This window comes from Arsenophonus endosymbiont of Aphis craccivora (genome assembly GCF_013460135.1).
Lineage (GTDB): Bacteria > Pseudomonadota > Gammaproteobacteria > Enterobacterales > Enterobacteriaceae > Arsenophonus > Arsenophonus nilaparvatae.
In genome coordinates this window covers 2158155-2178212 of the sequence record NZ_CP038155.1, presented here as the reverse complement: position 1 = coordinate 2178212, position 20058 = coordinate 2158155, and the positions used below count along the sequence as shown (strand labels likewise).

Below are 20058 nucleotides of genomic sequence, written 5' to 3'. Positions count from 1 at the left end.
TAGACATAAGGTTCTCAGTGATGCGATTAGAAGTGATTTGCCAAGATCGAATGGGACTAACACGTGAATTACTTGATTTACTTGTTTTACAAAACATTGACCTTGAAGGGATTGAAATTTCACCAAATCGTAATATTTATCTCAGATTTGCTCAAATTGACACTACGACGTTTCAACTGTTAATGACTGAAATTCGGCGTATTCGTGGTGTTAAAGATGTTAAGATGGTCTCTTTTATGCCTTCTGAGCATGAAAAAAAATTATTATTAACTCTATTAAATACATTTCCTGATCCTATTTTTTCGGTTAATGCTAAAGCTCACATCGAATTAGCCAATTCAGCGATGTTAAAATTGTTCGCTATTGATAATAATCAGTTAAAAGAAAAAAAATTTAATCAGCTAATAAATCACTCGCGTTTGGCAAAATTACTAGAGCAAAATAATTTACAATCTTATTCTGAACAAGTGGTGATTAAAGGTAATAAATATTTGCTGCAGGTTACGCCAATTAACAACCAGAAAGCAACGGGTTCGATTGAAAATGCAGGCGCCATTATTCTACTAAAAGTATTACCTGCAGAGCAGCAGTATCAAGCAGATAAAATAGCAGCAGCAGATAGTTTTGCTCACATCATTGCAGTCAGTCCCAAAATGAGCCAGCTGGTTGAGGATCTAAAAAAAATAGCTTTACTTGATGAACCACTTCTATTGGTTGGGGAAACCGGAACGGGTAAAGATATTTTAGCTAAAGCTTGTCACTTGCAGAGCATCAAAGGCGATAAACCTTTCTTAGGGCTTAATTGTGCATCGATGCCAGAGGATGTGGTTGAAAACGAGCTGTTTGGTTATGCTGCAGGGGCGTATCCAAATGCCATTGAGGCTAAAAAAGGATTTTTTGAGCAAGCGAATGGAGGTACTGTTTTACTGGATGAAATTGGTGAAATGTCGCCACAAATGCAGATCAAACTGTTACGTTTCTTAAATGATGGTACCTTTCGTAGGGTAGGTGAAGAGCAAGAAGTTAAAGTTGATGTCAGAGTGATCTGCGCGACACAAAAAAACTTGCTGGAATTAGTTGAAAAAGGGCAATTCAGGCAAGATTTATACTACCGCCTGCATGTATTAACGGTGAACTTACCACCGCTGCGTGAACGACAAGCTGATATAATACCGCTTACGGTAGAATTTGTTAGGCAATTTTCACAAGAACCAGGTATTGAAAAACCGAAACTTTCGTCTAAGTTAGGGCATTACCTTGCCGGTTATCACTGGCCTGGTAACGTGCGGCAGCTACGTAATGTTCTCTATCAGGCCTTAATTCAATTGGCAGGACGAGAATTAACGCCACAAGATATTCATTTGCCAGATCTAAAAGATATTTCATTGTTTAGCGCCGATCAATTAAATGGTACCTTAGATGAATTAACAAAACATTTTGAAGCTTCAATATTGGCGCGACTTTATCAAGATTATCCAAGTACACGTAAATTAGCTAAACGGCTTAACGTATCGCATACAGCAATTGCAAATAAGTTGCGAGAGTATGGATTAAGTCATAAAAAAGAGAGTGAGGGTGAGTGATAGTGTAATTTGGATCAAGATAGCGATAAGTTTTATCGCTATCGAATTAAAACTAGACAAATATTTTAATTAAAAAACAGATATTTTTAGTAAGTATTAATATCACTATTTTAAGGCATTAAGAGCGGCATCATAGTCTGGTTCATGGGTGATTTCATCAACTAATTGACTATAAATGACTTTATCGTTTTCATCGATGATAACCACAGCACGCGCTGCTAGTCCTTTTAATGGCCCAGAGGTCATTTCTACGCCGTAGTCTTTAATGAATGTAGGTGCAAGAAAAAACGATAATGTAACTACATTCTCAAGGGCCTCGGCGCCACAAAACCGGCTCTGTGCAAAAGGAAGATCGGCAGAAATACATAATACAACACTGTTTTCTAGTTGGCTGGCTATTTGGTTAAACTTGCGAACAGAGCTAGCGCAAACACCGGTATCAATACTGGGAAATATATTAAGAATTTTTCGTTTGCCTTGATAATCTGACAAGGATTTTTCTGCAAGATCGCCCGCTACAAGGGTAAATTGTTTAGCTTTATCACCAGGTTGCAAGAAAGTACCATTGATAGCAACACCTTCCACTTTGAAATTTGTACTAGTTGACATCTTATCCTTTCCTTCTTAATAACATTTAGTTCAACAATTCTAAATGAAAATAATTAAGTTTACTATCTAAATCGTTACAACAACTTGTGTTATATCTAATTGTTTTAACCAAATTATTTTCTATAATTATAATAACATCGGGATATAATATGGAAATCTATATGCTTCGCTATAGAACAGCATTAGCAATATTCTTTTTAAATTGTATCGTCAACACTAAACCTGCCGTGGCTGCGTTGGTGGTTAGAGGGGACTTATTAGCTGAAAAACAAGAGATAGTTAGGCAGATTAATGCGGATCCAACTTCTCTTGATCCTATCAGCAATGTTGGTTTAGCCGAATTGCATATAATACGTGATTTATTTGAAGGATTAACTAATCAAAATGAAACCGGTAGTCCGATTCCTGGTGTGGCAAATCGTTGGACAACCGCCGGTAATCGGATTTGGTTTTTTTATTTAAGACCGAATGCCAAGTGGTCAAATAGTGACCCTGTCACGGCTAAAGATTTTGTTTATAGCTGGCGTCGCTTGGTTGATCCAGTAAATAATTCACCATTTGCTTACTTTGCCACCCTGGCAGGTATCAAGAATGCGCAAAAAATTATTAATAATGAACTACCAATTGAAAAGTTAGGTGTTGAAGCTATTGATAATCATACTTTAAAGGTCACTTTAGAGCAGCCGGCACCCTATTTTCTAAATTTAACTAACCATTTTAGTTTCTTTCCGGTTAATCAGAAAATAATCGCCAGATATGGCCAAAATTGGGTCGCACCAACAAACTTAGTTGGCAATGGTGCTTTTATGTTATCTGAGCGTATTGCTGGCGAAAAAATTGTTTTGCAACCTAACCGACATGATTGGGATCATAAAAATACAATTTTAACTAAAGTAACTTTTGTACCGATTAAACAGACAGCTCGCGCATGGCAAAGTTATTTTGCAGGTGATGTTGTCGAAACAGAATTTTTGCCTGAGCATTTAGATAGCAAATTATTGCAGCAAATAACTGATGAGTTTTATTTGGCCGAGCAATTAGCAACTTATTACTATGTTTTTAATACGCAAAAGCCACCAACTAATGATAGCCGAGTTAGAAGAGCATTATCAGTATCAATTAATAGAGAAGTTATCACGAATAAAATATTAGCTGATGGCGAGAAAGCCGCTTATCGTTTTATACCCGATAGCATTGCTGATTTTACCTCGTAAAGAGGTGTTTATGATGGCTATGGCCAAAAATAGTTAGATGAGCAAGCTAGAGTTCTATTGCATTTAGCGGGATTTAGTAGCCATAATCCGTTAAAGCTTTCTCTGGTGTACAATAATTCAGAAAATAATAAAAAGGTGGCTACTGCTATCGCCTCTATGTGGAAAAGAAAATTAGGTGCTGAGATAACTTTGACTGATCAGCAATGGAAAACTTACACTGAAAGTCGTAATGCAGGTCATTTTAATGTGCTGGGTTCTGCTAGAGTTGCTGAATATAATGAGCCATCGAGTTTTTTAAATGTCATGACATCTTCCAACGCTGGTAATTGGGCCAAATTCAAAAATAATGACTATGACGAAATGGTTGCATCAGCCATGATGGAAAAAAATAGTAAAAATCGTAATCGATTTTATAATCGAGCAGAAAAAATGTTGTTAACTCAATCGCCTATTGCACCAATATACTATTACAGTCGCGGCTATTTAATTAAATCTTGGTTAAAGGGCTATCCAGTCAACAATCCAGAAAGTGTAAGTTATAGTCATACCCTTTATTTTATTAAACATTAATTCAATGCTAAATTAGCCTCCATAATGCAAGGCAGTGATGAAATTATGCCCTGAATATCATCTAGTGTGCAAAATTGTAAATTAAACAACTAGGATCGATAACCTAAACCAATATTAAATCCATTCACTGTGGGATTTGACAGATAGTCATCCTTATTTGCGCCTTCATAGCCTCAATAGAGGTTTAGCATGTTGACTGGGTTGATTTTTATGCCGACTCCCCAACTAAGGCCTGTGTTATGCTTCATTGAATTCAGCGTTATATTATCGAATTTTTCTCGATGTTTTAGGGTAAAACGAGCAAATCCGATAGTGCCATATAAAGTTAAGTAATCATTGAAACGGTAACTGGGGCCGGTTTGTAAGCTGAGGTAATCGATATTCACTTTATGTTTAACTGGTTGATAGGAATAATTGTAACTACGCTACTATTGATTGCCTTTATTCCAGCTTATCGACATTAATACTCCCCAATGGTTGTCTATTTTGTAGTCATAATTAATATTTAGACCAGTAAGCGAATTACCATGATAATAGAGATTAGAGTAGCCTAGACTGAATGTTTGCGATTGAGGTGAAGCTGAAAATCCTATTGCTGAAAAAAATAAATTATTTATTAATGTAAAAATAAAGGTTTTTTTCATAACTGTCCCTAGTTTATGTTTTGTATGATAAATTATTTTAATTATTTTTCACTTGTTATCAACTTTTTATTAATTTGTTTTTAATTTTAATTCATTGAATTAAAAGGTATTATTGATTATTTTAAATTTATTTTATTTTTAATTTTATTATTTTTTATAATGAATAATGGTATATAAAACCGCTTAGTAACATGAAAAATAAAATATCAAACGCAATTAATCCTATAACAATCGAGTAAGAAAGCTTTAATTAAGCAGAAATACGACTATTTTTAAAAGGAAAAGAACAAAAATTGACCGTAATATGGGGATATTTGTTGTGGCTATTTATGGCTCAATAATTCAGGGCTCTGAACCTGTGCATGCTTACCAATTAGATGGAGAAGGTGGATTTATTGCTATCGATGTTAATGCGGAAGCGACACCACAAATGCCATTTTGGCTTCACTATGATTATAGAAATAAAGCCAGTTATCAATGGATAAAGCATTCTGGATTATTCAATTCAACCATCAAAGATGGACTAACAGGAAATATTAATCGGTTGCGTATAATAAGAACTGGTGATGGTACATTGGTTAATTTACAAACGATTAATAAAAATATTGGTGACCGGCCTGAACAGCTAGTTGCCTTTCGTATTTATATTAATAATTAGATAATTATTTCTAGTCGACATCGCAAAGTTAAATATCTTGAGCCTGTTATTGACGATCTTAATCATCATGTTGGCGCAAAAACGAGCGGAGAATGGTTAGTCGAAGTTGCTGATTCGATTAACGATGAAGTGAGTGATTTTACCGATATTTTGCATGATCGTTTAATTAAAATGGAAGAAAAGATCTTAACTGAAGAGATCCCTGAACGAGGAAAATTAGCGTTATTAAGAAGACAGATTATTATTGTGCGCCGCTATATGTCTACTCAACGGGATGTTTTTGCTCGTTTAGCGACAGAAAAATTTTTATGGATGAGCGATGATGATCGCAACCGCATGCAGGAAAATGCCGAAAGGCTTGGACGCTGTATTGATGAATTAGATGATTTTGTTGCTCGTACCGCTGTAATTACCGATGAAATTCATGCGTTTATATCAGAGGCAACAAATAAACGGATTTATACTATGTCAATGTTAGCGATTGTCTTTCTTCCATCAACCTTTTTAACCGGATTATTTGGGGTTAACCTCAATGGTATACCTGGTAGTGAATTTAAATTTGCATTTAGTGTTTTTTGTTTATTATTAAGCTGCTTAATTAGTTTTGTTATCTGGTGGTTAAAAAGAGGGAAGTTGCTATAAAATAAAACATTTTCCAATATGAAATTTCCAGTTATTTAGTTTAGTAAAAAATAAATTGAGCTATATCAAGAAGTTTTAACCTTAACTAGGGCAGAATTGATTTTGCAGGTGAATGCAACGTTAAGCGATGAACGTTGTGCTCCATGATTGTAGTTTTTCTCATATTGAGTTCTTATACAGAATAATTAACCACTATCAGCCGATGTTTAATACATCGGCTTTTTTTTATTTTATTTCAACTATATTAACCCGATCTGAGGGAGAATTATCTTGGTCGGTGTTGATGATGGGAAACGTTTCTTGATCAAATGCTAAATCTTCACCATTAATAATGTTGTTGGTATGATTAATTTGTTTGAAATTGAATAGGTTGCTATCGCATAAATTCGAAGGAACAATATTTTGCATCGCTTGAAACATAGTCTCAATTCGTCCTGGGTACTGTTTATCCCATTCTCTTAGCATATTGCCGATAACTTGCCGTTGTAAATTGGGTTGGGAACCACAAAGATTGCAAGGAATAATTGGAAATGCTTTAATTTTTGCGTAGTTGGCAATATCTTTTTCCCGGCAATAAGCTAAGGGACGAATAACGATATGTTTACCATCGTCACTCATTAGCTTAGGTGGCATCCCTTTGAGTTTGCCACCATAAAACATATTGAGAAATACAGTTTGTAAAATATCATCACGGTGGTGGCCTAACGCAATTTTAGTGGCTCCTAGTTAGCTGGCAGTCCGGTATAAAATACCGCGACGCAGACGAGAGCATAGTGAGCAGGTAGTTTTTCCTGCCGGAATGTTCTCCTTCACAATACCGTAGGTATTTTCTTCAACTATTTGGTATTCAATACCGAGTTTGTTGAGATAGGATGTCAAAATGTCGGCAGGGAAACCTGGTTTTTTTTGGTCAAGGTTGACGGCAAATAACGTAAAATTTACTTGTGCACTTTTTTGTAAATTTTGTAATATTGATAATAGGGTGTAACTATCTTTGCCGCCAGAAAGGCAAACCATAATGCGATCATTTTCTTCAATCATATTGAAATCAGCGATCGCCTGGCCAACGTTACGACGTAACTTTTTTTGTAGTTTATTAAAGTTATATTGTTCTTTTTGTTGATTCATATTTATTACTAATGTATTAAAGGTAATCGATTTTATTATCAAAAGAATGATTTTTAAATCCACAGCGATAAGAAAATGCGACTAGTTTAGGCTAGTTTAAAGCAAAAGAAAACTTTTGCTGGTTATTTTAGTTTTACCCCACATACTGGCAATCAACGCTTCGATTATCTTACCATTGTGATGATTAGTTTATATTTAGGAGTATAAATGAACGGATTGGCATATCTATTAATATCGATTGTGGCTGAAGTGATTGCAACCACATCATTAAAGGCTTCCGATGGTTTTACCCGTTTGTTGCCATCGATTATTGTTGTTATTGGTTATAGCATTTCATTTTTTGGTTTATCACAAGTAGTCAAAATGATGCCATTAGGCCTTGCCTATGCTAGTTGGTCTGGTTTAGGGATCGTTCTGGTGTCTATGGCAGCGTTGTTCCTTTATCAGCAAAAATTAGATTGGCCAGCCATTTTAGGTATTTTGTTGATTATTTCTGGAGTTTTAGTTATTAATCTGGTTTCTAAAAGTAGTATTCATTAATAATCATTAAAGGAGCATTAGTTAATGATCTTTTAACCCTAATACTTATTTAGCTATTTGACTATTTTCAGGGCTTTGTTGAATAAATCAGAATTAGCCGCCAGGATGGCTCCCTCTGCTACAGCTGTTATCCGATCCTGACGCTGTGTGGCATACCCAACAACGTCATACGGTTCAGCGCTTTGACCATCGCCATTGCTTCACCTACCTGAGCCTCATAGTCACGCAGCCTCAGATGGCCACCCAGCAAAGTTTTTATGCGGAACATCGCTGTTTCTGCCACTGAACGCCGTTGATAACCCACTTTCTTTTTCCACATATCATTACTCCTGCTCAGACGCTGATTCGCCACCGCATGGTTACGTTCATGGTACTTGTCCGGCCAGTATTTCGCTCCGCTTCGCGGCGGGATAAGGGGCCTGATTTTCTTTCTTAGCAACGCATCGTGGCAGTAACAGGCGTCATAAGCACCGTCTGCTGACACTTCCCTGATTTTCCGGTGGGTTTGGTTAATCAGGCCCGGCAGTGCCTGCGCATCTGTCGTTCCGCTGAGCGATAAGTCGGCACAGATAATCTCATGAGTCACACTGTCTGCTGCCAGATGAAGCTTGCGCCACACTCTTCGTCTGTCAGCCCCATGCTGCCTGACTTTCCATTCACCTTCGCCAAAGACCTTCAGACCGGTACTGTCGATGACCAGATGCGAGATTTCACCACGCGTTGGCGTTTTTATGCTGATGTTGACGCTCTTTGCTCGTCTGCTGACCAGCGAGTAGTCCGGACAGCACAGCGGCAAAGACATGAGTTTAAAAATCGAATCAACGAAGCCCTGTAATGCCAGGAGCGACAGGTTAAACACACGCTTCATCATCAGGACAGTGGTAACAGCCATATCGCTGTAGTAAAGCGGCCGGCCACGACCTTCAGGCGAAGAACTGTCAGTCCATCCAGCGATGGCCGACTCATCAAGCCAGACCGTCAGGGAACCGCGTTGTCTGAGTGCCTTGTTGTACGCGGGCCAGTTGGTAATTTTAAACTTTTGCTTTGCCATGGGGACCTGATGTTGAAACGAATTTAGCGATCAGCTCCGCCAATCACCTAAAAGTTCGATTTATTCAACAAAGCCTATTTTCAGCTGAAACCTGCACTATTTTCATCAAATTGCCATAGCGAAAGCTGGACTGATAACTATTAGTCCAGTTCAAATTGTCTTAATGACTATTTTTTTAAACCATAAAAATTGGCTTAACAAGACAATTATTGCCACCAAGAAATAAGCAATAAAAATAATTAATAACCATACGGGCATTTCAATATTCAAAAATGACCATTGTTTTTGGCTACAGTCACCGTAGGCTGCAAAAACAGTCGGTAACCAGCGGTTAAGTGGCAGCAATGCAGGAAAGTTAACGACAAAATCACATGAATCAAAAGGAGAGGGATAGAGTTGTAGTCGGGTATGTTCGAAGGTTAATTTCAATCCTTCCCAGCTACTATATAACCATAAAATTAGTGCTACTAAGCGAAAAGCACTTTTTGGTGCCATGGCAGCAATTAAACCTGCCGCTAAGATAGCAAATATCGCTCTCCGTTCGTAAATGCATAATACGCAGGGTCTAAGTCCCATACCGTGTTGAAAATAAAGTGCAATAATTTCTAACATACAGGCGCTAGTAGCTAGTAGCAACCAAGCTTTTCTGGTTTGTGAGTATGAGTAAAAAAATTTAAACATGTTCATTCTATTCCATTATCTCGATAAGTTAGTTAGGTAAGCATATGATCTTATTTTTTTACGACAAAAAAACAGCTAATTTAAATTAGCTAATAAGATAGGATACTGAATTAAATTGTTAAAATGAATTTTCTATTTAGCCGATAGTTTTTGCTTAAAATGACAGGGGAATGCTATTATTTTCAAATAAATAATAGCATTATTAATAAAAAGTTATTTGGCTATATTTATCAAGCCTAATGAAGCGAACCACTCTGTTACCGGGATCAACCATAATTCTACGGCTAGTAAACCGACTAGCGTCATAACAATAGTATAAGGTAAAGCCATGATAACCATTCGACCATATGAAAGGCGGATAAGTGGTGAAAGCGCTGAAGTTAATAAAAACAGAAAAGCGGCTTGACCGTTTGGCGTTGCGACTGAAGGTAAATTAGTCCCCGTATTAATGGCAACTGCCAGATATTCATATTGTTGACGTGATATTAATCCCGCTTTTAACGCACTCATCTCTTCATTTATATAGACAGTGCCAACAAAAACATTATCTGAAATGGCAGAAAGTAACCCATTGAATAAATAAAATAAAACAAGTTGCGATGATTCTGAAGACTGTAATACAAATTGAATAAATGGCGTAAAAAGGTATTGATCGATAATGACTGCCACAATTGAGAAAAATACTGTTAATAAGGCGGTAAAGGGTAAAGCTTCTTCAAATGCTTTGCCAATAGTGTGCTCATCAGTTATGCCGCAAAATGATGTTATTAAGATTATTACAGATAAACCAATTAAGCCGACTTCTGCAAGATGGAAAGCTAAAGCAATAATTAACCAAACGCCTACTAATGCTTGCGTTATTAGTTGCAATTTTTCTCGCCGATCTCGTTTTCTGCTGGCTTTTTTATCGTGGATTTGCAGAATATGGCGGACACTTTCAGGTAATTCAGCGCCGTAACCAAATAATTTAAAACGTTCGACGCAATAGCAAATAATTAAGCCACAAATAAATACCGGCAACGTCACCGGGATCATATGTAAGAAAAAATTACTAAAGTTCCAGCCAACATATTTAGCAATAATTAAATTTTGTGGCTAACCAACCATTGTCATTACGCCACCTAATGCAGTGCCAATGCTGGCGTGCATCATTAGACTACGTAAAAAAGCCCGAAATTGTTCAAGGATCTGGCCCTTTTCGGTCATTTCAGCGTTATTCTCCGGCGCAAGAAGCTCTTTCTGGCTGGATACATAGCTCTATTGATAAATAGAATAACAATCAACGGCTACACTTATCACAACGGCAATAACTGTTAGTGCGTCTAAAAAGGCCGAAAGGAAAGCGCTTGCTAAACAGAAAGCCAGTGAGAGTATTACTTCAATGTTATTGGCAATTTCATGACTTACTTGTTGTGGTGAAGTCATCCCAATTATTACCGATTCAATAGCAAGTAATCCGCCAGGCTGTAGTGGATAGCATTTTAGCGCCATGGCAAGGGTAAAAATAAATTCAGCAATCAATAACCAACCGGCAATAAAAGGGTTAACCAAAAAAAAGCACAGCGGGTTGATTATCAAGAAGAAAATAATGGTACAATTTGTACCATTCAGGGGAATTACCAAGGAAATTTTTTAACATAATTTGTCTGATATTTATATTCATTATTACTTGCTTTCCTTCACTAGTATATAAGTAAAATTGGCTAACGTAGCATACTACGTTTTTTATACCAGAAATTAAAAGAACGATTTCCTAATTAACGACAAATTGCATTAAGTCTTTATGGTCAGATTAGTATTTCTTCATAAATCGGCTACCTCAAACTTTTTCATTCTGATATTATCTCGTTTTATTAATGGCAAAAATTTGTTTTAGGTAGATAAAAATATGATTATTAGAGCGCAAAGTCCGGCTAATTTTGCAGAAGAGTATATTGTTGAAAGTATTTGGAATAACCATTTTCCGCCGGGTTCGATTTTACCAGCTGAACGTGAGCTATCGGAGTTAATTGGGGTAACGAGAACAACATTACGAGAAGTTTTACAGCGGCTTGCCAGAGACGGTTGGCTAACTATTCAGCATGGAAAACCAACTAAAGTAAACAATTTTTGGGAAACCTCAGGACTTAATATTTTAGAAACCCTGGCGCGGTTAGATCACAGTGGAGCACCTAAACTGATTGAAGATTTGTTATCAGTTAGAACCAATATTTCAGCTATTTTTATTCGAACTGCCTTTCGTAAAAGTAAATCAAAATCACTAGAGATATTATCAATAAGAGAGAATATAAAAGATTTTTCAGAAGCATTTAGTACCATTGATTATAATATTTTTCGTGGACTCGCATTTGTCTCTGGTAATCCTATCTATGGCTTGATCCTAAATGGTTTGAAAGGATTATATACCCGTGTTGGCCGTTATTATTTTTCTGATCCTAAGGCGCGTCAGCTTGCTTGCCGTTTCTACCATGATTTAGCCAAAATATGTGAACAAGAAAACAATGATCTGGTGTTAGATCGGGTTCGTAGTTATGGCAAAGATAGTGGCAATCTTTGGCGTGAGATGAAAGATAAAGACAATATAATAAATAATTTGTCTGAATTACGTTAAACTCGTTGCTAGTTAATGCGCTATCAGCCTATTTTTATTCCCTCATCAAAAGTGAGGGCGTTAATTTAGATAGCGGCTATTAGTTTAAAATACTAATAAATTTTAACAATCTTGCTTATTATTTCTGCATAAAAATCGCAAAGCTATAACATTACGTCTTGCATCTTGATGCTACGTACACCTAAGGTTAATGACATGCGGGCAGGTTTTTCACCTGCTGGTTGCATTGGTTGGCTAATATGGGCTGTTTCTAAACATAGCATTTTTTTGTAACCATCGCTGGTCATATCTTTTATGGTACTGGATAGTTCAGCGCCCGGATTCCAACATACTATGTCGCTATGATGGTAATGGTGTATTTCTAAAATACGTTGCCAATTTTTATCATACACCAAATTACTATCATCGGATTCAGTATAAATACGATCAGTTCGTGTGGTTCTATAAGTTTTTGTCTCTTCTGTGTAAACATCACGATCAGCTACTTTATCAATATAATGTTTGCCTATACCTTCAATATATATCTTATTTATGTCACTTACTTGTAAATAGGTATGTAATGCACCGGTGGCAGGCTCAGTACCATAATATTCAAATTCAATTTCAAAGGTCGCTGCTAATTTTAAGCGCATTATTAAGGTAAATTCATGTGTCCATATCTTTTTTGTTATTTCATTATCAGAAAGTGTTAGGGTAAGGATCACACTATCTGTAAGCTCACAATACGCTGTCAATTGCCATTCCTGTAAACGAGCAAAACCATGACAGGGTTGAGCGACCAGGCCACACCATGGCCAGCAGATAGGAATTCCGCCGCGAATAGCGGTATTTTTTCGAAATAGACTATTTTTACTCAGCCATAAACAGGCTTTTTCTCCCTCGGGCTGCCCAGCTAAGTAGCTGTGCTCCCTGCAGACTGACTGCTGCACTCACTTTAGGATGAGAAACAATAATGACTGGAATTTCATCAAGCTGTCGAAGTGTAATATAGGATGAAATTGTTTCTTTTACAGGTAAGCTAAACAGTGTCGTGTCATTCATCATCTCGTCCTTTTTATATTTTTATGATTAGAAATTAGCTAGTTTAAAAATATCGTTGGATTATATGCCAGAATGAAAAAAGCCGCCATTAATGGGGGGGCTTGAAGCGAATAATTACGCTATTTATTTAGCAATATGAGCAATTAAATCTAAAACTTTATTTGAATAACCGGTTTCATTATCGTACCAGGCTACTAATTTTACAAAACTGTCGTTTAAGGCAATACCCGCTTTAGCATCAAAAATTGATGTTAGTTTGTCGCCATTAAAGTCTGTGGAAACGACATCATCTTCGGTGTAACCAAGAATGCCTTTTAATTCACCATTTGCTGCCTGTTGGATCGCCTGGCAAATTTCTTTATAAGTGGCAGGTTTATTCAAACGAACGGTTAAGTCAACAACTGAGACATTCTGGGTTGGAACACGGAAAGCCATACCGGTTAATTTGCCGTTCAATTCAGAAATAACCTTACCAACAGCTTTAGCGGCGCCGGTTGATGAAGGAATGATGTTTTGTGAAGCACCACGTCCACCACGCCAATCTTTAGCTGAAGGTCCGTCAACGGTTTTTTGCGTGGCAGTCGTTGCATGAACGGTGGTCATCAGACCTTCAATGATACCAAATTTATCATTGATAACTTTCGCTAATGGGGCTAGGCAGTTTGTGGTACAAGAGGCATTAGAAACAATATCTTGACCACTATAGGTGCTATGATTAACGCCCATTACAAACATCGGGGTATCATCTTTAGAAGGACCAGTTAAAACGACTTTTTTAGCGCCCGCCTCAATATGTTTGCGTGCTGTTTCATCAGTTAAGAAAATACCTGTTGCTTCTGCAACCACATCGACACCAACTTCATTCCATTTCAAGTTAGCAGGATCTTTCTCTGCCGTGCAGCGAATAGTTTTACCATTAACCACTAGATGACCATCTTTAACTTCGACAGTACCGTTAAAGCGGCCGTGGGTTGAGTCATATTTCAGCATATAGGCCATATAATTGGCATCTAATAAATCATTGATTGCTACTATTTCGATATCTTTACGCTCTTGGGCAGCACGAAAAGCAATACGGCCAATACGACCGAAACCATTAATACCTACTTTGATAGTCATAGTATTTCCACCAGCTATATTTTATTTAATTTAAAAGAATTCAATATTGTTTCTATCGTTACCAAAACCTTGCCATCCGTCAAGCTGAATCCTGTCAATTACCAGAAAAATTGACATATAAAGCACCTTTTGTATGTTTGCCAACAAGCTTAAGGTCAATGTTTTGATTCACTATTATCGTTCTGGATAAAGAGATTTAAAGTGAATATTGCTAATATATGTGAATTATATCACAAATCAGACTAGAAAGACCCGGTTTATCGGTTTAAAAATAATTGAGATGGTTTAGTGTTAACTTTTGCTCATCATATGAATATAATTACTTTTACTAGAAAATAAGGAAAGCTTTCTTATGACTGAAAAAGAACATAAACGCATTAAGTCAAATAAACTTAATAAAATGCAACATCATGTCACGCAAGAAGCCGGAACCGAGCCACCTTTTTCAGGTAAATTACTACATAATCAACGAGAAGGTATTTATTACTGTCTCTGTTGCCATGCGCCGCTTTTTCTATCACAAACAAAATTTGATACTGGCTGTGGCTGGCCAAGTTTTTATCAACCAATTAATGATCAAGCCGTCAGTTATATTGATGATTTTTCCCACGGTATGCAGCGGATAGAAGTGCGTTGCCGTCACTGTAACGCACATTTAGGCCATGTTTTTGCCGATGGCCCACAACCGACTGGGCAACGTTATTGTATTAATTCTGTTGCATTAAGTTTTACTGATCAACAATCTGGCGAAGTAACTGAGGGTTAAGTAAGGTTTACACGACGATAAAAAAGAGAAGGGAAGAAATATGGAGCTTAATGATCTGGTTAATTTAATGACAGTCGATATTTATCAACGATTGCTGACTGCCGTTGAGTTGCGCAAGTGGCCTGATGGTGTTGTGTTAACGCCCGAGCAAAAAGAAAAGAGTCTGCAAGCTATTATGCTTTGGCAGGCTAGACATAACCATGATGCTCAGCATATGACGGTTGGCACCGATGGGAATATCATTTTGAAAACAAAAGATGAGCTAAAGCGATTGTTTGATAGTGAACAGCAGCAATAAGCAAAATTTATTCAATGTTAATAATAGATTGCAGCTCCTTAGCTAAGTGCATTAGTTACAATAATAGATTGCGTCAGCAAATCAGAAGATGTGATTAATTTAGCACTAGCTAATACCATTTCTTGTAATGTGTTATGACTATCTTCTGGATGAAGATTAACGCCCCTACAACCATCTTGAATAACCGTTACGTGATAACCTAGTTGCACTGCATCAAGGACGGTAAATGTTACACAGTAATCTGTTGCTAACCCCATAATGTATAGATGTTGGATTTTATTTTCTGTTAGCCAACGATCTAACTGAGTTGCATGTTGATGATCATTATCAAAAAAAGCACTATAACTATCGATTGTGGCATTGATCCCTTTTTGAAAAGTTGCTTGAATGGCTGACTGATTAAGTGCTGGGGCGATTTTATGGCTGCTGAAATTGCCGTCATTTTTTGGCAATGGACAGCTTTGTAAACAACGGATATGAATACCCGCATCAATCAATGGTGGACAATTAGGAGAAGTAAAGGCATCAAAACCATCAGCATGTGATTTGACGGTCCGGTTACCTCTAAATAATTTGTTATTAAAAAACAGCGTCACTTCATTGATAGGGTAATTTGCCGCCAAGTACAAGGCATTAAGAAGATTAGTTTCGCCATCTGATCTTAACGCTTCCAGCGGTATTTATGACCCTGTCACGATAATCGGTTTATCTAGGTTATCAAACATAAATGAGAGTGCAGAGGCGGTAAATGCCATCGTATCAGTACCATGTAGAATAACAAAACCATCATAGTTTTCATAATTATCACTAATATCATCCGCAATACACTGCCAATCTTGTGGTGTCATATTAGCGTAATCAATTAAAGGATTATGTTCACGAATAGTGAAATTTGGCATTTCAGCGCGATGAAATTCTGGCATGCTGCTCAGTTGTTTTTGTAGATGGCCGGAGGCTGGCACGTATCCATGGGTTGAATATTGCATGCCAATAGTGCCGCCTGTGTAAACCACATAGATGGATTTTTTTCCATTCTCTTTACCTAACGATATGAATAAGTGAAAATTGATAAATTTAAAGAATTATAAAGTAGTTAGCTAATAAAATCTGTGGGATATTAAATATTAATATAAAATAAAGCGCCCATATGCAGGGCGCTAGAGTTGAACAATGATGGCTATTTATTAATAAACTTCACCACAATTTAAACAAAATGCGTAGCGATTTTGTGGATCATTCATATGCTGGTAAAATTTGATTTGTTGCTGCAGGTCGTTAGCCGTTTTTTGCGGAAGTAACAATTGCAGTGTATTGGGCATCATTGACTCAGCGCTTGAAGTTAATTCAAGTATTAATTGATCAATAAAAGAACGTTCAGGCTGCATCCAGTCAAGTGATGGCGTAGTGACTTTAGCTAACTCAGCCGCTTTATTTACGGCATCGTCAAAATCACCCAGTTTATCAACCAAACCGTTTTGTAGCGCGTCTGAACCTATCCACACCCGACCTTGAGCGATTTTATCTATCTCTGCCGGTGTTTTATGGCGCGCCTGAGCAACATACTTTAGAAAGGTGTTATAGCCATTTTCTATGGTGATTTGCATCATGTCAGAAAATTGTTTATTAATCCCTTTTGTAGCTGAGATATCCGCTAATGGCGTGGTAGAGACCCCGTCAGTATAAACGCCAAGTGTATCTAAGCTTTTTTCAAAGGTATTTATCACACCAAAAATACCAATTGAACCGGTCAGGGTTGTTGGACTGGCAAAAATATAATTGGCCGGTGTTGAAATCCAATAACCTCCTGATGCTGCCATTCCTCCCATCGAAACTACAATAGGTTTATTGGCCTCGCGTACAGCCACAAGCTCATTCCTTATCGCTTCTGAAGCGGTAACACTGCCACCAGGACTATTAACACGTAATACAATCGCTTTAATATCAGGGTTAAGTCTTGCTTTACGTATTTGCGCTACCGTTGTTTCGCTGCCAACCATGCCAGGCTCTTGTGATCCATCTATAATGGCGCCTTGGGCAATTATCACAGCGATATTTCCAGCTTGCTCATCGGATTCTTTTTGTAGCATTAGCTGATTTTGCTGGGGTTGTTCATTCGCATAATTATAGATACTGATGTAATTAAAATGTTGCTCTTTATCATTCCAGCCAAATTTGTTGCTTAACTCTTTCTCCATAACTGCGCCGGTAAATATATGATCAATGAGTTTTTGTTTAAACGCATATTGCGCACTATCACCATTGACGCTTTTCATTTCTTCAATCAATTTATCGGCACCAGGGAAGATATTTTCTGGCGTCATTTGTCGGTTTTGCGCCACGGTTGATAAATAATGTTGCCATAGTGAACCAATCCAGACTTTATCGGCTTCACGTGCTTCAGGTGACATATTGTCACGAATAAATGGCTCTACTGCTGATTTATAGGTGCCAACACGGAAAATATGGCTATTGACTTTTAGGTTATCCAGTAGCGTCTTATAAAAGAGTTTATTGGTTGAAAAACCGTAAATTCCGACATGACCATGTTGTGACATATAGATATGATTGGCAAAACTGGCTAAATAATATTGCGATTGATTATAGCCATTACCTACAGCGTAAATAGGTTTTCCCGCTTGCTTAAACTCTATCAACGCCTTACCAATATATTGTAAAGATGGCTGGTCGGAACCAATCAGATTATCCAGTTGTAAAACGATACCGGTAATTTTGTCGTCATAGGTTGACCGGCGGATAATATTTACAATGTCAAATAAGGAGTTTTCTTGCATGCGTTTGCTTGATGAGCCTAACAATTCGCGGCTCATTTTACCAAGAGGATTAGGGATAGAGACTTGATCAACAATTACACCTTGTAGATCAATAAGTAGCGCCCCATGATATTGGCTCGTCGATTTTTTTTCACTTTTATAGGCAAAGTAACTGCTTGCTGCGATAAAGATCAAAAAAAGACAGATAAAACTGGTGACAAATCGTCTGATAAAATTAAGTAATCGCCAACTAAATTTAAAGCAGGTTGCGATTAAATTACATGGGTTTCGCATGTGATCTCCAATTATATGATTAACATATTTATCTTAAAAGGACATAAGAGAATTGTCAGCCATAACTCATAGAATAATTAAAAATATTATTTTATTGCTCTTCAATCTGATTGAAAATGTTACCTTACTATACTAATGCTGATGATAATATTCTATTTTTTAGAAACATACTTATAAAATGGTCATTTCTACGCTATTTGTAGCTATGCAAATAGTTGCAATATAAGTGAATTTCAACAAGGAGGAATCTATGGATGCTTTAACACTATTATTAACCCGTCGTTCCATGAGTCATTTGACAACACCGGCACCTGAAGGTCAATCACTGGATAATATTTTGGCAGCCGGAATGCGAGCTCCTGATCATGTTGTGGTGATCCAAAATCAAGGGCTCGATAAATTTGTACAGTTACTGGAAAAAGCCTCAATTAACGCTAACTTAGGCAAAGAAGCTGAAGAGAAAGCCAAAAAAGCACCTCTACGAGCTCCGTTAATTATTGCTGTTATTGCTAAAATTGTCGTCGATACAAAAATTCCTGCCTGTGAGCAAGTTATTACTGCTGGTTGTTGTGTTCATGCTATGCAGATGGCTGCTGTTGCTCAAGGATTTGGTGGCATCTGGCGTACCGACTCTTGGACTACTGATCCGGTGGTGAGATCAGGTTTAGCTTGCCAACAAGAGGATAAAATTGTTGGCTTCCTCTATTTAGGAACGCCAAAATTTAATCCTACAATGAAAAGTTCTTCAGCGGATATAAAGGATTTTGTGACTTATTTTTAAAGGAAAAAATATGCCATCGGAAATCAAATTAACCTAATTTAGTCATGGAGCGGGTTGTGGTTTTAAAATTGTGCCAAATATATTGGAGACTATTTTATATAGTGAACGTAAAAAATTTAATGATCCTCATTTGCTGGTTGGTAACGAGACCAACGATGACGCTGCTGTTTATGATCTTGGCAATGGCGTAGGGATTATTAGTACCACGGATTTTTTTATGCCAATAGTGGATTTTCCGATTGATTTTGGGCGTATTGCTGCCACTAATGCAATTAGTGATATTTATGCGATGGGTAGTAAACCCATTATGGCGATTGCGATATTAGGTTGGCCCATTAATAAAATCCCAGCTGAGATAGCCCAGCAAGTGATTGAAGGGGGGCGGATGGTTTGTCAGGATGCCGGTATATCACTTGCCGGTGGTCATTCGATCGATGCGCCAGAACCTATATTTGGTCTTGCCGTGACAGGTGTTATTAATACCGCTAAAGTAAAAAAGAATAGTACTGCAGTTGCGGGTAGCCAATTATTTGTAACTAAACCATTAGGAATTGGTATTCACACAACGGCAGAAAAGAAAAAATTATTGTTACCTGAACATCAAGGGTTAGCGACTCAGATTATGTGTCAATTAAATAAATCAGGCTCAGAATTGGCAAATATTGAAGGAGTTACTGCGATGACCGATGTAACCGGTTTTGGTGTGTTAGGCCATTTAACTGAAATCTGTCGAGCGGCTGATTTACAGGCGACGGTGGCTTTTTCGCAAATAGCTAAATTACCTCATATTAAAAGTTATATTGAGCAAGGGTGTGTACCAGGTGGAACCCAACGTAATTTTGCCAGTTACGGCCATTTTTTAGGCCAGATGACACCGTTACAACGCAATGTATTATGTGATCCGCAGACCTTAGGAGGACTACTAATGGCGGTGTTACCAACAGCAATTGCTGAAGTTAAACAAATTGCCTGGCAAAATAATTTATCTCTTAGCGCAATCGGTCAATTAGAGCAATCCAAATCTGGCAGAGCGATGATTGAGGTAGTTGAATAACCT

12 protein-coding genes and 8 pseudogenes are annotated in these 20058 nt (G+C 37.4%); 10 read left to right on the top strand and 10 right to left on the bottom strand.

Annotated features, from left to right (window positions below; translation table 11 throughout):
• Positions 1–20 precede the first annotated feature (20 nt).
• A complete protein-coding gene (tyrR, locus tag E3U36_RS11030) occupies positions 21–1583 on the top strand; it encodes a transcriptional regulator TyrR (RefSeq protein ID WP_180817644.1) in 1563 nt (520 codons plus the stop codon).
• 105 nt (positions 1584–1688) lie between these two features.
• Here the strand turns inward: tyrR and tpx are convergent, their stop codons facing one another.
• The gene (gene tpx, locus E3U36_RS11025) at positions 1689–2192 is read right to left on the bottom strand and encodes a thiol peroxidase (RefSeq protein WP_180816550.1); all 504 of its coding nucleotides are present in this window, start codon (positions 2190–2192) and stop codon (positions 1689–1691) included.
• A gap of 161 nt (positions 2193–2353) precedes the next feature.
• On the opposite strand from tpx, the pseudogene E3U36_RS11020 reads away from it, so the two are divergent.
• Positions 2354–3976, top strand: a pseudogene (locus tag E3U36_RS11020) (peptide ABC transporter substrate-binding protein).
• Between the two features lie 948 nt (positions 3977–4924).
• A pseudogene (gene zntB / locus E3U36_RS11015) lies at positions 4925–5920 on the top strand (zinc transporter ZntB).
• Positions 5921–6145: 225 nt separating this feature from the next.
• Here zntB and ttcA read toward each other — a convergent pair.
• Positions 6146–7054 (bottom strand): annotated as a pseudogene (gene ttcA, locus E3U36_RS11010) (tRNA 2-thiocytidine(32) synthetase TtcA).
• 201 nt (positions 7055–7255) lie between these two features.
• On the opposite strand from ttcA, the gene E3U36_RS11005 reads away from it, so the two are divergent.
• A complete protein-coding gene (locus tag E3U36_RS11005) occupies positions 7256–7588 on the top strand; it encodes a DMT family transporter (RefSeq protein WP_180816549.1) in 333 nt (110 codons plus the stop codon).
• A gap of 127 nt (positions 7589–7715) precedes the next feature.
• On the opposite strand, the gene E3U36_RS11000 is transcribed toward E3U36_RS11005, so the two are convergent.
• Positions 7716–8639, bottom strand: coding sequence for an IS5 family transposase (locus E3U36_RS11000; protein WP_180816548.1), 924 nt, complete (start codon positions 8637–8639; stop codon positions 7716–7718).
• Here E3U36_RS11000 and E3U36_RS13050 point away from each other — a divergent pair.
• Positions 8633–8758 (top strand): hypothetical protein, encoded by a 126-nt coding sequence (locus E3U36_RS13050; RefSeq protein WP_255479080.1) that lies wholly within the window; start codon positions 8633–8635, stop codon positions 8756–8758. The two genes, E3U36_RS11000 and E3U36_RS13050, sit on opposite strands and share 7 nt — an antisense overlap.
• Positions 8759–8789: 31 nt before the next feature.
• Here the strand turns inward: E3U36_RS13050 and dsbB are convergent, their stop codons facing one another.
• Together dsbB and E3U36_RS10990 are read right to left on the bottom strand one after the other, a co-directional pair.
• A complete protein-coding gene (gene dsbB, locus E3U36_RS10995) occupies positions 8790–9320 on the bottom strand; it encodes a disulfide bond formation protein DsbB (RefSeq protein ID WP_180816547.1) in 531 nt (176 codons plus the stop codon).
• Positions 9321–9533: 213 nt separating this feature from the next.
• Positions 9534–10983, bottom strand: a pseudogene (locus E3U36_RS10990) (Na(+)/H(+) antiporter NhaB).
• A 225-nt stretch (positions 10984–11208) separates the two neighbouring features.
• Here E3U36_RS10990 and fadR point away from each other — a divergent pair.
• Entirely contained in the window at positions 11209–11931 is a 723-nt protein-coding gene (fadR, locus tag E3U36_RS10985) for a fatty acid metabolism transcriptional regulator FadR (RefSeq protein ID WP_180816546.1), read from the top strand.
• A gap of 143 nt (positions 11932–12074) precedes the next feature.
• On the opposite strand, the pseudogene E3U36_RS10980 reads toward fadR, so the two are convergent.
• Together E3U36_RS10980 and gapA are read right to left on the bottom strand one after the other, a co-directional pair.
• Positions 12075–12972: pseudogene (locus E3U36_RS10980) on the bottom strand (D-hexose-6-phosphate mutarotase).
• A 123-nt stretch (positions 12973–13095) separates the two neighbouring features.
• Positions 13096–14091, bottom strand: a complete 996-nt coding sequence (gapA, locus tag E3U36_RS10975) for a glyceraldehyde-3-phosphate dehydrogenase (protein WP_180816545.1) — start codon at positions 14089–14091, stop codon at positions 13096–13098.
• 352 nt (positions 14092–14443) lie between these two features.
• On the opposite strand from gapA, the gene msrB reads away from it, so the two are divergent.
• Both msrB and E3U36_RS10965 read left to right on the top strand, forming a co-directional pair.
• Positions 14444–14857 (top strand): peptide-methionine (R)-S-oxide reductase MsrB, encoded by a 414-nt coding sequence (gene msrB / locus E3U36_RS10970; RefSeq protein WP_180816544.1) that lies wholly within the window; start codon positions 14444–14446, stop codon positions 14855–14857.
• A gap of 40 nt (positions 14858–14897) precedes the next feature.
• Complete coding sequence (locus E3U36_RS10965) at positions 14898–15155, top strand: YeaC family protein (RefSeq protein ID WP_180816543.1); 258 nt, start codon at positions 14898–14900, stop codon at positions 15153–15155.
• Positions 15156–15193: 38 nt separating this feature from the next.
• Here E3U36_RS10965 and E3U36_RS12355 read toward each other — a convergent pair.
• The 3 genes and pseudogenes from E3U36_RS12355 to sppA all read right to left on the bottom strand — a co-directional run.
• Positions 15194–15565, bottom strand: a pseudogene (locus tag E3U36_RS12355) (isochorismatase family protein); the annotation flags it as partial.
• Positions 15563–16141: pseudogene (locus E3U36_RS12820) on the bottom strand (asparaginase domain-containing protein); the annotation flags it as partial. The pseudogenes E3U36_RS12820 and E3U36_RS12355, both read right to left, overlap by 3 nt.
• 198 nt (positions 16142–16339) lie before the next feature.
• Positions 16340–18220 (bottom strand): signal peptide peptidase SppA, encoded by a 1881-nt coding sequence (sppA, locus tag E3U36_RS10955; RefSeq protein WP_180816542.1) that lies wholly within the window; start codon positions 18218–18220, stop codon positions 16340–16342.
• Positions 18221–18470: 250 nt separating this feature from the next.
• Here sppA and E3U36_RS10950 point away from each other — a divergent pair, with 250 nt between their 5' ends.
• The gene (locus tag E3U36_RS10950; protein WP_180816541.1) at positions 18471–19001 is read left to right on the top strand and encodes an NAD(P)H nitroreductase; all 531 of its coding nucleotides are present in this window, start codon (positions 18471–18473) and stop codon (positions 18999–19001) included.
• 10 nt (positions 19002–19011) lie between these two features.
• A pseudogene (gene selD, locus E3U36_RS10945) lies at positions 19012–20055 on the top strand (selenide, water dikinase SelD).
• Positions 20056–20058: the final 3 nt, after the last annotated feature.

Coding starts and splice junctions, on each gene's coding strand:
- E3U36_RS11000 (WP_180816548.1), bottom strand. CDS start 8,639: ATGGCAAAGCAAAAGTTTAAAATTACCAACTGGCCCGCGTACAACAAG.
- tpx (WP_180816550.1), bottom strand. CDS start 2,192: ATGTCAACTAGTACAAATTTCAAAGTGGAAGGTGTTGCTATCAATGGT.
- E3U36_RS10965 (WP_180816543.1), top strand. CDS start 14,898: ATGGAGCTTAATGATCTGGTTAATTTAATGACAGTCGATATTTATCAA.
- sppA (WP_180816542.1), bottom strand. CDS start 18,220: ATGCGAAACCCATGTAATTTAATCGCAACCTGCTTTAAATTTAGTTGG.
- E3U36_RS11005 (WP_180816549.1), top strand. CDS start 7,256: ATGAACGGATTGGCATATCTATTAATATCGATTGTGGCTGAAGTGATT.
- msrB (WP_180816544.1), top strand. CDS start 14,444: ATGACTGAAAAAGAACATAAACGCATTAAGTCAAATAAACTTAATAAA.
- E3U36_RS10950 (WP_180816541.1), top strand. CDS start 18,471: ATGGATGCTTTAACACTATTATTAACCCGTCGTTCCATGAGTCATTTG.
- fadR (WP_180816546.1), top strand. CDS start 11,209: ATGATTATTAGAGCGCAAAGTCCGGCTAATTTTGCAGAAGAGTATATT.
- tyrR (WP_180817644.1), top strand. CDS start 21: ATGCGATTAGAAGTGATTTGCCAAGATCGAATGGGACTAACACGTGAA.
- dsbB (WP_180816547.1), bottom strand. CDS start 9,320: ATGTTTAAATTTTTTTACTCATACTCACAAACCAGAAAAGCTTGGTTG.
- gapA (WP_180816545.1), bottom strand. CDS start 14,091: ATGACTATCAAAGTAGGTATTAATGGTTTCGGTCGTATTGGCCGTATT.